Source organism: Paraburkholderia sp. 35.1 (genome assembly GCF_050436525.1).
Taxonomy (GTDB): Bacteria; Pseudomonadota; Gammaproteobacteria; order Burkholderiales; family Burkholderiaceae; genus Paraburkholderia; species Paraburkholderia tuberum.
In genome coordinates, this window is sequence record NZ_JBNDMJ010000003.1 from 2,517,321 (window position 1) to 2,531,504 (window position 14,184).

At 65.0% G+C, this 14,184-nt stretch carries 12 protein-coding genes and 1 pseudogene; 5 read left to right on the plus strand and 8 right to left on the minus strand.

Translation table 11 applies throughout. The annotated features are described in order from the left end of the window. Nucleotides 1-187 precede the first annotated feature (187 nt). From OKW27_RS31760 to fahA, 3 genes are all read left to right on the plus strand, one after another. Nucleotides 188-328: a hypothetical protein gene (locus tag OKW27_RS31760; RefSeq protein WP_167368588.1), complete on the plus strand. Its 141-nt coding sequence runs from the start codon at nucleotides 188-190 to the stop codon at nucleotides 326-328. Between the two features lie 62 nt (nucleotides 329-390). Beyond that, complete coding sequence (gene hmgA / locus OKW27_RS31765; protein ID WP_429335799.1) at nucleotides 391-1,737, plus strand: homogentisate 1,2-dioxygenase; 1,347 nt, start codon at nucleotides 391-393, stop codon at nucleotides 1,735-1,737. Beyond that, complete coding sequence (fahA, locus tag OKW27_RS31770) at nucleotides 1,734-3,032, plus strand: fumarylacetoacetase (RefSeq protein WP_429335800.1); 1,299 nt, start codon at nucleotides 1,734-1,736, stop codon at nucleotides 3,030-3,032. The genes hmgA and fahA overlap by 4 nt, the downstream gene beginning before the upstream one ends. A gap of 107 nt (nucleotides 3,033-3,139) precedes the next feature. On the opposite strand, the gene OKW27_RS31775 is transcribed toward fahA, so the two are convergent. From OKW27_RS31775 to OKW27_RS31805, 7 genes and pseudogenes are all read right to left on the minus strand, one after another. After that, on the minus strand, nucleotides 3,140-4,927 hold the full coding sequence (locus OKW27_RS31775) for a PQQ-binding-like beta-propeller repeat protein (RefSeq protein ID WP_429335801.1): 1,788 nt from the start codon (nucleotides 4,925-4,927) through the stop codon (nucleotides 3,140-3,142). Nucleotides 4,928-5,053: 126 nt separating this feature from the next. Further along, a pseudogene (locus OKW27_RS31780) lies at nucleotides 5,054-6,215 on the minus strand (MFS transporter). 74 nt (nucleotides 6,216-6,289) lie between these two features. After that, nucleotides 6,290-6,844 (minus strand): hypothetical protein, encoded by a 555-nt coding sequence (locus tag OKW27_RS31785; RefSeq protein ID WP_090803198.1) that lies wholly within the window; start codon nucleotides 6,842-6,844, stop codon nucleotides 6,290-6,292. Further along, a complete protein-coding gene (locus OKW27_RS31790; RefSeq protein ID WP_429335802.1) occupies nucleotides 6,841-7,473 on the minus strand; it encodes a hypothetical protein in 633 nt (210 codons plus the stop codon). The genes OKW27_RS31785 and OKW27_RS31790 overlap by 4 nt, the downstream gene beginning before the upstream one ends. 402 nt (nucleotides 7,474-7,875) lie before the next feature. Continuing rightward, nucleotides 7,876-9,033: an MFS transporter gene (locus tag OKW27_RS31795; RefSeq protein ID WP_090805596.1), complete on the minus strand. Its 1,158-nt coding sequence runs from the start codon at nucleotides 9,031-9,033 to the stop codon at nucleotides 7,876-7,878. 197 nt (nucleotides 9,034-9,230) lie between these two features. Beyond that, nucleotides 9,231-9,623 carry an SRPBCC family protein gene (locus OKW27_RS31800; protein ID WP_429335803.1) on the minus strand — a complete coding sequence of 131 codons (393 nt, stop codon included), beginning with the start codon at nucleotides 9,621-9,623 and terminating at the stop codon, nucleotides 9,231-9,233. Between the two features lie 99 nt (nucleotides 9,624-9,722). Beyond that, on the minus strand, nucleotides 9,723-10,541 hold the full coding sequence (locus OKW27_RS31805; protein WP_429335804.1) for a crotonase/enoyl-CoA hydratase family protein: 819 nt from the start codon (nucleotides 10,539-10,541) through the stop codon (nucleotides 9,723-9,725). Between the two features lie 142 nt (nucleotides 10,542-10,683). Here OKW27_RS31805 and OKW27_RS31810 point away from each other — a divergent pair, with 142 nt between their 5' ends. Next, nucleotides 10,684-11,265 (plus strand): plasmid fertility inhibition factor family protein, encoded by a 582-nt coding sequence (locus tag OKW27_RS31810; protein ID WP_429335805.1) that lies wholly within the window; start codon nucleotides 10,684-10,686, stop codon nucleotides 11,263-11,265. Nucleotides 11,266-11,309: 44 nt separating this feature from the next. Here OKW27_RS31810 and OKW27_RS31815 read toward each other — a convergent pair whose 3' ends face one another. Continuing rightward, nucleotides 11,310-12,305, minus strand: a complete 996-nt coding sequence (locus tag OKW27_RS31815; RefSeq protein WP_090803206.1) for a 2-hydroxyacid dehydrogenase — start codon at nucleotides 12,303-12,305, stop codon at nucleotides 11,310-11,312. Nucleotides 12,306-12,528: 223 nt separating this feature from the next. Here OKW27_RS31815 and OKW27_RS31820 point away from each other — a divergent pair, with 223 nt between their 5' ends. Beyond that, nucleotides 12,529-13,752, plus strand: a complete 1,224-nt coding sequence (locus OKW27_RS31820) for a pyridoxal-phosphate-dependent aminotransferase family protein (RefSeq protein WP_090803207.1) — start codon at nucleotides 12,529-12,531, stop codon at nucleotides 13,750-13,752. The last annotated feature ends 432 nt before the right edge of the window (nucleotides 13,753-14,184 follow it).

Sequence of the window (14,184 nt, forward strand, 5' to 3'; positions counted from 1 at the left end):
AGTACGCGCCCTGCGCAGATTAACAAAATGCTCATATCGTTATTGGCCTCACGCTTATCGGCCGGGGCTGAGCGCGGAATGACGAGGTTCGCGGGCGTATTTCCAAGGGTATACGTTAGTTTCACTATTCGTAATTCGTTTTACTATTCGTAAAATACAATTTTAGCCAGCCAGAGGGGACGACCCAATGCTGATCGCGTTGAACCGGTCGAATGCCGCGCTGTTTCATGCGGCGGCGCTGCCGGTGCTGTGCTCGGCGCTGCTGGTGGTCGTGCTCGCCGGTGCGACGCGGCAACCCAGCCGCGCGTCCGAAGCGGAGCCGGCCTGAGCCCGACTGCAAAGATCACGTATCAACCGGGAAAGAATCGAGCAACTCGCGGAGAACCTTGTATGGATACCTCAACACGTACGCCGGCCGACGAACGCCTGCGGCCTGAAATCGAGCCCGGCTATCAGTCGGGTTTCGCGAATGAATTCGCGACCGAGGCATTGCCGGGCGCGCTGCCGACCGGCCGCAATTCGCCGCAACGCGCGGCCTATGGTTTGTATGCCGAACAGATTTCGGGCACGGCGTTTACGGCGCCACGCGGTCACAACCGTCGCTCGTGGCTGTACCGGATTCGTCCGGCGGCCATGCACAAGCCGTTCACGTCGATGCCGCCGGAGCGGCTCGTCGCGAACTTCGCCGAGGTGCCGCCGACGCCGCCGAACCAGCTGCGCTGGGACCCCCTGCCGAGGCCCAGCGAACCGACCGATTTCATCGACGGCTGGGTCACGATGGCGGGCAACGGCTCGGCCGAAGCGATGAGCGGTTGCGCGATCCATCTGTACGCGGCGAACCGCTCGATGCACGATCGCTTCTTCTACAGCGCCGACGGCGAACTGCTGATCGTGCCGCAACAGGGGCGCCTGCATATCGCGACCGAAATGGGCCGAGTCGATGTCGAGCCGTTCGAGATCGCGGTGATTCCGCGCGGCGTGCGCTTCGCGGTCAGCCTGCCGGACGGCAGCGCGCGCGGCTACATCTGCGAGAACTTCGGTGCGCTGCTGCGTCTGCCGGAACTGGGGCCGATCGGCTCCAACGGTCTCGCGAATCCGCGCGATTTCCTGACGCCGCACGCCGCGTACGAAGACCGCGAAGGCGCGTTCGAACTCGTCGCGAAGATGAACGGCAATCTGTGGCGCGCGGACATCGGCCATTCGCCGCTCGACGTGGTCGCATGGCACGGCAACTATGCGCCGTACAAATACGACCTGCGCCGCTTCAACACGATCGGCTCGATCAGCTTCGACCATCCGGATCCGTCGATCTTCCTCGTGCTGCAATCGCAAAGCGACACGCCGGGCGTCGATACGATCGACTTCGTGATCTTCCCGCCGCGCTGGCTCGCCGCCGAAGATACGTTCCGGCCGCCCTGGTTCCATCGCAACGTCGCGAGCGAGTTTATGGGCCTCGTGCATGGCGTCTACGACGCGAAGGCCGAGGGCTTCGTGCCCGGCGGCGCGAGCCTGCACAACTGCATGACGGGCCACGGCCCGGACGCGGACACGTTCGAGAAGGCGTCGCATCTCGATACCTCGGTGCCGAAGAAGGTCGACGACACGATGGCCTTCATGTTCGAGACCCGCACGCTGATCAAGCCGACGCGCTTCGCGCTCGAAACCGCGCAACTGCAGGCGCATTACTACGAGTGCTGGCAAGGCCTCAAGAAACACTTCAATCCGGAGCAACGATGAACGCGGTGAACGATCTCCAGGCGACGCTCGATGCGTCGCGCAAGAGCTGGATCGAGTCGGCCAACGACCCGGTTGGCGACTTCCCGATCCAGAACCTGCCGTTCGGCATTTTCAGCGACCGTGGCAACGACGCGCGTCGCGTGGGCGTCGCGATCGGCGATCAGATAGTCGATCTCGCCGCGTTGCAGGCCGCGGGTCTGCTGAACGTGCCGGCGCACAACGTGTTCGCGCGCGATGCGCTGAACGATTTCATCGCGCTTGGCCGCGACGTGTGGCGCAGCGTGCGTATCCAGCTAAGCCAACTGCTCGCGCGCGACACCGCGACGCTGCGCGACGATGCCGCGTTGCGCGCGAAGGTGCTCGTGCGCGCGGCCGATGCGCGTCTGCATCTGCCGGTGCAGATTCCGGGCTACACGGATTTCTATTCATCGAAGGAACACGCGACCAATGTCGGCGCGATGTTCCGCGATCCGAAGAATGCGCTGCTGCCGAACTGGTCGGAGATGCCGATCGGCTACAACGGACGGGCGTCGTCGGTGGTCGCGAGCGGGACGCCGGTGCGTCGTCCGAATGGTCAGCTGAAGTTGCCCGACCAGGAGCGTCCGGTGTTCGGCGCGAGCCGCAAGCTCGATATCGAACTGGAGACGGGTTTCATCATCGGCGGCGGCAATGCGCTGGGCGAGCCGATCGCGTGCGAGGACGCGGAGGCGCACATTTTCGGCATGGTGCTGCTGAACGACTGGAGCGCGCGCGACATCCAGCAATGGGAATACGTGCCGCTCGGCCCATTCAATGCGAAGACCTTCGCGACGACGATCTCACCGTGGGTCGTCACGCTCGATGCGCTCGAACCCTTCCGCGTCGCGCAGCCGGTGCAGGAGCCGGAGCCGCTCGCCTATCTGAGGCATCGAGGAAAGCATGCGTTCGACATTCACCTCGAAGTGACATTGCGTGCGCAACCCGCGCGGCAAGCGAGCACGATCGCGCGGACCAACTTCAAATACATGTACTGGACGATGGCGCAGCAGCTCGCGCATCACACGGTGGCGGGCTGCAATACGCGGGTGGGCGACCTGATGGGCTCGGGGACGATCAGCGGGCCGACCGAGGATTCGTACGGCAGCCTGCTGGAGCTGACGTGGAACGGCAAGAAGCCGCTGGCGTTGAAGGAGGGCGGCACGCGCACGTTCATCGAGGACGGCGATGAGTTGACGCTCGTCGGCTGGTGCCAGGGCGACGGGTATCGCGTGGGCTTCGGCGCGTGTGCCGGACAGATTCTGCCGGCGCGAGGGTGAGCGCGCGGCAGTCACGATGAGCGAGGGCCGGCGCGCAATGCCGGCCCTCGTCGTTTGTGCGGGACCTTGGGCGCACCGTGTCGAAATGAATCGGCGCGTCGTCCGCTTCACCCACCCAGCAACCCGAATACGGCCACCCCATTCGTCGTGCCGACATACACCTTGCCGTTTGCGATCAATGGTGTGATGAACTTGTTGCCCGTGCCGAACTGATCGCGCGTGCCCATCTGGTTGCTGTTGTACAGCTCGTTGAGCGTGATCGGGTCGAACGCATGCAAGGCCGCGACGGTGCCGTTTTCGGCGGCCCACACGATGCCGTTCGTGGTGCCGTTCGCCGAGATGCTCGGCGTCGTCCCGGGATAGGCGAACGTCATCGCGCTTTGCGCGGTCGGTGTGATCGACAGCTTCGCGTTGGTCACGGTGAACGCCTTCAGATGATCGCCGACCGAGCCGAAATACACGCGCCCGTTGAAATAGGCGGGCATGCCGAACTCGCCGCCGGCCAGCTGCGCGGGAATCTCCTGATAGATGTTGTCGGCCGCCGGGTTGAACTTGCCCATCGAGTCGCGATTCAGCACGTAGATGGTGCTGTCCTTGCCCGCGCCGAGCGTCAGATGCTGTACGGTGCCGTTCGCGTCGGTCAGGTCCGGCAGCACCAGTGCGCCGCCGGAGCCGAGGTCGATGTCGTCGTGGGCCTCCTGCACGACGTTCGTCATCGCGAAGTAGTCGGCCACCGACAGGCCTCCCGCCGTGCCGAGCTTCAGGAACGTATTGCCGAAATCCTTGCTGGCGGGGAAGCCGCTCGACGTCATCGTCGTGTCGAACGTGCCGTTGGCATCGAGCAGATAGATCGACGAGCCGTCCGACGCCGGTCCCGCGCCGCTCATCCAGATCGCGCCGCCGATGCCGTTAGGCGTCAGGTTGAGCACGGTGGTCTGCTGCAAGGTGTCGGCGCCGTAGCCCATGATCCAGCCCGTATAGCCGCCGTCGTCGCAGTGCGAGGTCCACGTCGTGTAGACCGTGTTGCCGAGCAATAGCAGCCCCGCGCGCTCCGCGTACAACGACGCGGTGAACGGCACGACGCCGTTCGTATTACCCGCGCCGCTGCCCGGGTAAGAGGCGGCGACTTCGGTGGGACCGTTCAGCAGCTCGGCGCCGGTCGCGAGGTCGAGCGCGTGAATGCGATGATGGTAGCCGCCGGCCGCGTCCTTCGACATCGCGACGACGTAGATCGTGCCGTGCGTGCCGCGCGAACGGTCGATCACCGGTGTCGAGGTGATGCCGATGGTGTTCACGATCTGGCTGCAGCCGAGGTCGTCGCTCGGGGTTTCGCCGGTGCCGAGTGTGCGCACCTGCCACAGGGTCGCGCCGGTGTCGGCATCGAATGCGTACACACTGTCGTTCTCGGTCGCGACGTACAGCACGTTGTGCGTGCCGCCCCCGATCGCCAGCGCAGCGACGAATAGCGGCTGCGCGTCGACCTTGCCGTCGACGCTAAAGAAGCCGACCTTGCCGAACGTCGAAGCCGCCACGTTGGCGGGCGTCAGCGTGGTTTCGCCGAGGTTCTGGCCGGTGCGCGCGATGTCGTCATGATAGGTGAGCACTTCGCGCACGGCTGCCGCCGATGTGCCGCCCATCGAGGTGCCCGAGCCGCCGGTGCTACCGGTGGTGGTGCCGCCGCTCGTGGTGCCACCGCTGGTGGTGCTGCCGCCGCTCGCTGCGGCCGGGGCCGATGCGCCGGATGCGCCGGACGCGCCGCTACCGCCGACGCTCGCGCCCGTCGGGCCACTGCTGTTTCCGCCTCCGCCGCCTCCACAGTTCGCCGCGACGATCGCGGCTACCGCGATCGCCGTGCCCAACAGGCTGGCACGGAGCAACAGGCGCATCGAGACCATGGCGGACTCCCCGTTGCTTGCGGCGGCGCCACGAAATATGGGCCGTTCGTCGAGTGTCCGCGCAACGTGGATTGAGATTAGCACCCTGCGTATAGATCGTAAAAGCCAGCAATTAGCGTCTATTCGTCAACTCGGCGCCCGCAGCGCAATCCGCCGACGCTCCCACCACGCCGCCGCCAGAAACGCGAGCGCCGCGCACAACAGCACGCCGACCACCGCTTCGTGGCCGACCGTTTTCATCAACGCGCCGGCGACGAGCGGACCGCCGAAGCTCGCCGCGCTCCACGACGCGCCGACCAGCGAACTCGCCGACACCAGCGCGACACCGCGAAAGCGCTCGCAGCAGGCCACCAGCGACAGCGTGTAGATCGCGCCCGCGGCCGCGCCGAGCACATACAGCAGCGGCCAGCGCAGCCACGGCGAGCCGACTGCCCACGGCAGCAGCGGCAACAACGCGACGACCACGATGCCGCAGCCGATATGCATGCGTTCGCGGCCGAGCCGGTCGGCGAGCCAGCCGATCGGAAACTGCATCGTCGTATCGCCGAGCAGCAGCGCCGACGCGAACAGCACGGCCACTTCGCTCGACATGCCATGCGACATCGCGAACAGCGGCAGCAGCGATAGCGCGATCGGGTCGAACAGCGCGAAGAAGCCGGTGCCGATCACGAGCGCGGGCATGCGCGGCAGTACGCGGCGCCAGTCGCCGTGCCCGGCGTGTTCGTCGCTCGATGCGTGCGGTGTGGCACGGATCGTCGCGAGCAGCGGCGACGCAAGCAGGAATATCGCGCCCCACAGCACGAACCGTCCCTGCGTGAAGCCCGCGATTTGGCTCACCAGCACCGGGCCCGACATCTGGAACAGCGTGAAGTTGGTCGCGTAGATCGCGATCACGCGGCCGCGCGACGCATCGTCGGCGAGCTGGTTGACCCACGCTTCGCCGATCGTGAACAGCAGCATCAGCGCCGCGCCGCACAGCACGCGCAGCAGCGCCCATAGCCGCAGGTTCGCGGTGAGCTGCATCAATGCGGTCGCGCAAGCAACCACCAGCACCGCGCCGACGATCACCTGGCGGCCACCGAAGCGCGCCGCGATCCGGCCGGCGAGCGGCACCACGGCGAGACCGCCGCCCGCCTGCGCGGCGGTTCAACAGACCGACCGCGTCGGTGCCGTAACCGGCTTGAGCGAGCGCCAGAGCGGTGAGGGGAAGGGCGGCGCCGCTGCCGAGTCCGACGACAGCGACGCTCAGGATCAGCGCGAGGAAATCGCAGGTGAAGATGACTTTCATCGGCGGGGATGCTACTACGCGTGTGGGTCGCGCGTATCTTTGCCGCGAGATTTGCTCGATCTCGTGTGCGATCCTTACTCGATAGGCGCGGATTTGCTGCTCCGCGGCGGTATCGTCAGACCGTGCAGACGAATCTGCGTGAGGCGCTTGTCGTCAGCGACGCCGATCGCGAGCGCTGGCGCGATACCGTACCAGTGAGACACGGGGCCCCACGACAGGTAAAGGGTGCCGTCACGAGGCTCGTAAACGATCACCGGTGGTTCCATGTCGTCCGCATGTCCGTGCTCGTCGAATTCTGTCTCGATGTGCGGAGTTCTGTCGGTCGGGTCTGTGAGTGGTTCAGACATGCGCACCGTCCACCGCTCGGGATTCGTGTAAAAGTCCAACCGGGTCAACCGGCGATGCTGATCGAGAAGCATCGACAACGTGCCCGCCGTCAGGACATAGGAAGGCGTGCCGATGCCGAAGCGCACGTCCAGCAAGTCGCTGAGACTGCTTTGCGGTTCCCGCGGCGAAGGCAAAGGTGAATAGTTGACCTCGCAGAACAGCGTGGAGCTTTCTTCATCCCACCGCACCGTGGCGGAAACGCCGGTGGCAGGGGCAGTCGTGTAGACGGTGGGATGCTTCATGGAAGAGGTTTATAGGCAAAGTGCAGAACGGTGTAGTCGCTCTCCCGCACGACGACTTCGAGCATATATGCTGTGCCATTGCGCGTGATTGGATAGGTGTATTGAAACACGCCAGTGTGCCCTGCGGGGTCGGCGGCACGTTTGCCATATTTCAGGGTAAGGCGAAGGATGTGAACGGGTACATAGCGTCCGGGATTTCCCATATGCGCGAGCGGTGCGGCGGCAAAACGCAAAGGCCGCTGCATCAGCGCATGGTATCGCGTACGTAAACGAAACAGCGTGGTCCGGTCGATCGCGGAGCCTACTCCTCTCATCCCTGCTCGCGTGATGCCTCGAGTGCCAGCCGTCCAGATGCCTCCGACGAGAAACAGCACATCGAGCGGATCGATCAGCGGGGCTTCCAGCGGCTTTTCGCTCAAGGATTCCCCGCCGTCCAATGTATAGATACGGAATACGCCGGCTACTTCCTTCTTGTATCCAATGATGCAGCCGAGATCTTCGTCGAAAATGGCCTTTGCATCACGTGGAACGGTGGGTGGGCGGGCGTCGAAGAGAGCCCTGACTGTCGGTCTTTTACCATTCCAGGCAAACGACGATTCGGAGACTGTGTAAGGAAACGGCGTGGACATGTGTGGATAAACTGCCTGGCTCGAAATCGATGACAGCGGTCACGATTTGCTGTCACCGTCGGACGCGTTTGTGCGTCGCCGTCGAACTCGCGTGCGTTGAGAATTGGTGAGCCGACAACCTAGCACGATGGTCCGCACGCCGCGCCCGTCACTGCACGTCGCGAAAGCTGTGTTCGCGGAAAAGCGTGAGTGGAAGCGGGTATTGGCCTCGGCGCCCGGCTCAAGATCTGTTGCAGATCGTTTCCACTCGCTGGCTGAAATGCTGTCGAACGAGGCCTTACCCTCAGGGCCGCTCGTCGTTGCTGGCGGACATCGAACACTGGTGCATCGGCACGGAACAGCGGCTGTCGCGCGCCGGAATGGAATACCCCATTTCGCGCATCGTCAAAGTGCCCGGCAAGCTCACCCCGCCACGGCCACCCGCCGCTCGATCGACACCGACCACAACGTCAACAACAGCGCGCCGAGCGCGGTCGCGACGCCGACCCACGGCAGCGTCGTCAGCGGCGCGCCGGCGCCGATCGCCATGCCGCCGAGCCATGCGCCGGTCGCGTTGCCGAGGTTGAACGCCCCCTGATTCAGCGTCGACGCCAGATTCGGCGCGTGGCTCGCCCGATCGACGATCAGCATCTGCAGCGGCGGCACGATCGCGAATGCGAGCACCCCCCACACGAACACGGTCAGCATCGCCGGAGTGCGCGCGTGCATCGTGCCCGCGAACACGCACAGGATCACGACGATCGCCATCAGGAACGCGACCAGCGAGGGCATCAGCCGCCAGTCCGCGAGCTTGCCGCCGAGCGTGCTGCCGACCGTCAGGCCGAGGCCGAACAAGAGCAGCACCAGGGTGACCGCGTGCGGCGTGAAGCCGGTCACGTCTTCGAGAATCGGCGTGATGTAGGTGAAGGTCGAAAACAGGCTCGCCGACGCGAACACGCTGATACCGAGCACCATCAGCACCTGCGGGTTCTTCAGCACGCTGAATTCGCGCACGAGGCTCGCCTTGTGCATCTCGATCTTCGCGGGCAGGCACACCGCGAGCGCGGCCGCCGCCAGCACGCCGATGCCGGTCACGGCCCAGAAAGTAGCGCGCCAGCCGACCGCCTGGCCGAGCGCGGTGCCGAGCGGCACGCCGAGCACGTTGGCGAGCGTGAGGCCGGTGAACATCAGCGCGATTGCCTGCGCGCGGCGATTCGGCGCGACGAGCCCGGCCGCGACCACCGAGCCGATGCCGAAAAACGCGCCGTGGCAGAACGCGGTGACGATGCGCGCGGCCATCAGCACCGCGTAGCCCGGCGCGATCGCGCACAGCAGATTGCCGACGATGAACACGCCGATCAGGCTCATCAGGGCCTTTTTGCGCGGCATGTTGGCGACCGCGATCGCGACAATCGGCGCGCCGATCGTGACGCCGAGCGCATACGCGGACACCAGCATGCCAGCCGCCGGAATCGACACGGACAGATCGCGCGCGACATCGGGCAACAGACCCATGATGACGAACTCGGTGGTACCGATTCCAAACGCGGCAACGGCAAGGGCAAGCAGAGGCAATGGCATGGCGATGATGGGGTGTGACGCGTGAAGCGGCGCGAACAACGGGCGCCGGGCGGGCAATTCCGAAGGCGGAAACGCTGTCGCCGGCTAGGGAAAAACAGTAGGGGATTCTACCTAAGTCAAATCTGGCTTGCCGGCTGTCCGGAAAGCTGTTGTTTTTTGTGGAACGCGGCGGCGGGAGCCCGAGCCGCCAGGGGCGTTCAGCGCCGCGCGAGGTTGCGCCCGAGTGCCGCGCAGCCCGCATCCGTCAGCGCTTCGACCACGTTGCTGCGATCGTCGGGCTTGAAGTCGGCGATCCAGATCACGCGGCAATGTGCGGACGTGTCGGCCACGACCTGCAGCGTCGCATGATGATGCTCGAAGCGCCCGCCGCCCACCGAGTAGGCGAGCCGCATGTGGGCATCGTCGACGGCAATCACGCGTTCCTCGACCACGGTGCCGTCGGCGAAGGTAACCCAGCGCAGGTCGCCTTCCATGCGCGCCGCGATCAGCACGCCCGCGAATACGCGGGCGACCCCGGCGGGATCGCGCAGCACGGCCCATGCATCGGCCGCGGTGGTTGCCACGGCGATTTCCCGGTAGATCGTCGCCATCGCATTTCCTCCTGTGCGTTTCGGGCAACCCAGGTCTCGTGCGCGCGGGGGTGTCGCGACCGGCGATTGCAAACCTGTCACCGATCGCGCGGCGCCGACTTATCCGCGATCCGCGTCGAACGTGTCGCCATGACGGCCCGCGCCGGACACAAAGCGCGCCGCGCCCGCCACGCCCTCGGCGAAGACCGCCGGGTAGCCGCCCGCGCCTTCGCGCCGCAATGCCTCGGCGAGATCGTCCAGCGTGCTGTTCTCGAGCGCGGAGCGACGATCGGCGAGCAGCGCCGCCTGCGGAAACGCGGCGAGCTCCGCGGCCAGTTGCTCGGCAGCCGCGCGCGCTTCGCCCTTCGGCACCACGCGGTTGGCGAGCCCGAACGAAAGCGCCTCGCGCGCATCGACCGCGCGGCCGGTCAGGATCAGATCGAGCGCACGCGACAGACCGATCAGTCGCGGCAGCCGGATCGTGCCGCCGTCGATCAGCGGAATGCCGACACGCCGGCAGAACACGCCGAGCACCGCATCTTCCTCGACGACGCGCAGGTCGCACATCGCGGCAAGCTCGAGCCCACCCGCCACCGCATAGCCGGCGATCGCGGCGATCACCGGCTTGCTGAAGCATGTGCGTGTCGGTCCCATCGGCCCCGGGCCGCTGCCGTCCGCGTGCAGCTCATTGCGGCGCGTCGCGTCGGCGAGCGCGCCCAGGTCCGCGCCCGCGCAAAATGTGCCGCCCGCGCCGAACAGCACGGCCGCGTGCCACGCCGGCTCGGCCTCGAAGCGGCTGAACGCAGCGCTCAACGCCTCGGCCACCTGCCGATCGACCGCATTGCGCCGCGCGGGCCTCTCCAGCACGATCGTAGCGACGCCGTTGCCGTCATTCGACTCGATTCGCACATGGTTATTAAAATATTGGAAGGCTATCATCGTTATGTATACCTGAAGGGTATCTGAAGCTCCCTGTTTGCCTGTCGATCAGGCAGTGTTGCCATGCGCTCATGCAGCGTAATTAATCCGGTAGGCTGTCATGTTTCCGTCACGTCCGGCTCGTAGCGTTAGCGCTCTATTAATGCTCTGGCGTTCTGCCGCCAGCTTGCCGAGCCTGCCTTTGTCCCTGCCTTTGCCCAATTCATCGCCGGCCCCCGCCCCGGGCTGCGCCGAAGCTGTCTGGATCGTGCCGTTGCACGAGCATGCGTGGTACGACCATGTGCGTCTGAAGCGCGTCTTCGTCGCTGACGGCACACGTCACCAGGTCGTGCTCGTCGATCTGCGCAAGCTGCTCGTGTGCGCGAATCGCGACGACACCGATTACGTGCTGAAGCCGGTCGCCGAATGGCACGCGGGCAAGGTCCGCGGCATTCGCGAGTTTCTCGATCCCGACAGCCCGCGGATTCCGCAGATGCCCTACGTGACGATCTCCACGCGTCGCGCGCCGGGATTGCTCGGCTGGGTCGGCATCGAGCGCGAGGGGGTGGTGGCGTTTCGCAACGGCCAGCATCGCGCGCGCTATCTGGCCGAGGCGGGCGCGCGCTGGTGTCCGGTCGAAGTGCACGAGCGCGAGGCGGGATTGCTGCGTGAGCTGTGCGGCGCGGCCGATGATGCCCGCACCGCGATTCGCGCGACCCAGTCGGGCAGCGACAGCGACGTCTAACTTTCGCAGTCCGCGGCAATTCGCGTACGCCACGGTTATCACGGCTACCCCGCCTGCACGACGTTGCGCGGCGTGCCCGCCTGCCATGCCGCGATGTTCGCGAGCGTGGTCTGCGCGATCTCGGTCATCGCCTCGCGCGTGAAGAACGCCTGGTGCGCGGTGACGATCACGTTCGGAAACATCAACAGACGCGCGAGCACGTCGTCCTGAAGCGGCAGATTCGAATGATCCTCGAAGAAGATGCCGCCTTCTTCCTCGTACACGTCGAGCCCGAGATGGCCGAGCTGGCCGTCCTTCAACGCGCCGATCAGTGCGTTCGCCTCGACGAGCCCGCCGCGCCCGGTGTTGATCAGCATCGCGCCGCGCTTCATCTTCGCCAGCGCGGCGCGGTCGATCAGGTGATAGGTGTCGGGCAACAGCGGGCAATGCAGACTGACGACGTCCGATTCGGCGAGCAAGGTATCGAGCGGCACGTAGCGCGCGCCGAGCGCGAGCAGTTCGTCGGCCGGCGGCTCCGGATCGTAGGCGAGCACCTGCATGCCGAAGCCCGCCATGATGCGCGCGAACACCCGGCCGATGATGCCCGCGCCGATCACGCCGACCGTCTTGCCATGCAGGTCGAAGCCGAGCAGCCCATGCAGCGAGAAGTCGCCTTCGCGCGTGCGCGCGACCGCGCGCGGCAGGCGCCGGTTCAGCGCGAGAATCAGTCCCACCGCATGTTCGGCGACCGCGTACGGCGAGTAGGCCGGCACGCGTGCGACCGGCATGCCGAGCCGCTCGGCCGCCGCGAGGTCGACGTGATTGAAGCCCGCCGAGCGCAGCGCGATCATGCGCGTGCCGCCCGCATGAAGCCGTTCGAGCGTGGCGGCGTCGACGCTGTCGTTGACGAACGGGCAGACCACGTCGTAGCCATGCGCGAGGATCGCGGTCTCGCTGTCGAGAGGGGATTCCTGGAAATGCAGTTCATAGCCATGCGCGGCATTGGCCTCGGTGAATGTATCGACGTCGTATTGACGACTGCTGAACAGGATCGTGCGCATATCGGGCTCCGAAGAAGCTGTTTCTCGATGTTAGGCGACTTCGCGAATGAAAGAGTAGGGTGATGTGGTGAACGCGGGTAACGCTCGCGCATGACGGCTGGCTACCTTGGCCAAAAAACTTGCGCGATCGCGCGGTTCGGTGAATGATCGGACGAACGGCCTCGAGCGGCGTGCCTGCCGCGAGGCCGTTCGTTCCTTTGCGCTTCACATTCATACACCGATCATGCCGACTTCAACCTCCACTACCGTTGCTTCGTCCGTCCCCTGTCCGATTGTCGAATCGCTCGACGCCATCCTTCCCGAAGAACCGCTGCTGATGATGGGCGCCGGCCCCGTGCCGATTCCCGCCGCGGTCGCGAAGGCCAATGCGATCGTGATCAACCATCTGGGCGGCACGATGGCGAAGGTGGTGAACCAGGTGAAAACGATGGCGCGCTACGTGTTCCAGACGCAGTCGAAGTGGGTGCTCGGCGTCGCGGGACCGGGATCGGGCGCGATGGAGATGGCGATCTCCAATCTCGCGTGGGAAGGCACGCGCATGCTGTGCATCAAGAATGGCTTCTTCAGCGACCGCATGGGCGAAATGGGCCGGCGCGTCGGCGCGCGCGTGAGCATGCTCGAAGTCGCGGACCGCACGGTCGCGAGTCTCGACCAGATCGCCGACGCGCTGCGCCGCGAGCGTCCCGAGGTCGTCACGGTCGTGCAGGGCGAGACCTCGAACACCGTGTGGAATCATCATCTGAAAGACATCGCCGCGCTTGCGAAGGAAGCGGGCGCGCTCGTGATCGTCGACGCTGTCTGCACGCTGAGCACGATGCCGCTCGAAATGGATATCTGGGGCATCGACGCGGTGATCACCGGCGGCCAGAAGGGCTTGTCATCGATTCCGGGCGTGTCGCTGATTGCGTTTTCAGACGCGGCCTGGGCGCGCGTCAAAGGCCGCACGGCGCCCAATACGCACTGGTGCCTCGATGCGTCGCTGGCGGAAAACTTCTGGCACAACGCCGGGTATCACTACACGGCGCCGGTGTCGGGCGTGCTCGCGCTGCACGAGGCGCTGCGGCTCGTCTGCGCGGAGACGCTGGAGAAGCGCTTCGCGCGCCATCTGAAATGCTCGCTCGCGTTGCAACAAGGCGTCACCGCGATGGGCCTGCAACTGTATGCGCCGGAGAATTGCCGCCTGAATTCGGTGGTCGGCATCGAAGTGCCGGACGGCCTCAGTCCCACCGACGTCTGCGCGCATATCTCGCGGCAGCATCAGGTGGAAATCTCCGGCTCGTTCGGTCTGCCGATCGTGCGTATCGGCCAGATGGGCGAACAGTGCCGCGAGCACAACCTGTTTCGCACCGTGCATGCGCTGGGCCGCACGATGGTCGATCTCGGCGTCAACGTCGATCTGCCGGCGGGTGTCGCGGCGCTCGAGCGCGGCTTGAGCGAAGGTAAATAAGCATTTTTCCGATGCGCTACGAATAGCATTCGCAGCGCATATCTTTTGTGCGATCCAGCACTTTATAGTCCCATTAGAAAGTTTTTTTCCGCCATTATCGTGTTGCAATAAATTAATGCTTCGCAACGTTTTTACATAACAATGGCGAAATCGTCCAAACCCTTACGGAATAAGGCTCTGCGCCTTTCTAAAGGGTTTTCTTCCTTTCTTACTTTCTATTGTTCTCTGTGCGCCGGCGCACGTATCGAGATCAGGCCGAAACGTAAAGTAGGTCAAGGCAAGAGCAGCGCAATGCTCACGCTGCGGTAAATCGCAAGACCATGATTCGACACACGGCGCGTGCCAGGACGTGCCTGCCGCGCTCATGCATGCATGCCGCCGGAACAAAGCTTTAACGCCAAAGCGCCCCCGCGAGGCGACAAAAAAGGATTT

Bases quoted from the DNA above. Each gene is read 5' to 3' on its own strand.
- OKW27_RS31790 (WP_429335802.1), bottom strand. From the start codon at position 7,473: ATGTCCACGCCGTTTCCTTACACAGTCTCCGAATCGTCGTTTGCCTGG.
- OKW27_RS31760 (WP_167368588.1), top strand. From the start codon at position 188: ATGCTGATCGCGTTGAACCGGTCGAATGCCGCGCTGTTTCATGCGGCG.
- fahA (WP_429335800.1), top strand. From the start codon at position 1,734: ATGAACGCGGTGAACGATCTCCAGGCGACGCTCGATGCGTCGCGCAAG.
- OKW27_RS31815 (WP_090803206.1), bottom strand. From the start codon at position 12,305: ATGCGCACGATCCTGTTCAGCAGTCGTCAATACGACGTCGATACATTC.
- OKW27_RS31810 (WP_429335805.1), top strand. From the start codon at position 10,684: ATGCTCTGGCGTTCTGCCGCCAGCTTGCCGAGCCTGCCTTTGTCCCTG.
- OKW27_RS31805 (WP_429335804.1), bottom strand. From the start codon at position 10,541: ATGATAGCCTTCCAATATTTTAATAACCATGTGCGAATCGAGTCGAAT.
- OKW27_RS31785 (WP_090803198.1), bottom strand. From the start codon at position 6,844: ATGAAGCATCCCACCGTCTACACGACTGCCCCTGCCACCGGCGTTTCC.
- OKW27_RS31820 (WP_090803207.1), top strand. From the start codon at position 12,529: ATGCCGACTTCAACCTCCACTACCGTTGCTTCGTCCGTCCCCTGTCCG.
- OKW27_RS31800 (WP_429335803.1), bottom strand. From the start codon at position 9,623: ATGGCGACGATCTACCGGGAAATCGCCGTGGCAACCACCGCGGCCGAT.
- OKW27_RS31795 (WP_090805596.1), bottom strand. From the start codon at position 9,033: ATGCCATTGCCTCTGCTTGCCCTTGCCGTTGCCGCGTTTGGAATCGGT.
- OKW27_RS31775 (WP_429335801.1), bottom strand. From the start codon at position 4,927: ATGGTCTCGATGCGCCTGTTGCTCCGTGCCAGCCTGTTGGGCACGGCG.
- hmgA (WP_429335799.1), top strand. From the start codon at position 391: ATGGATACCTCAACACGTACGCCGGCCGACGAACGCCTGCGGCCTGAA.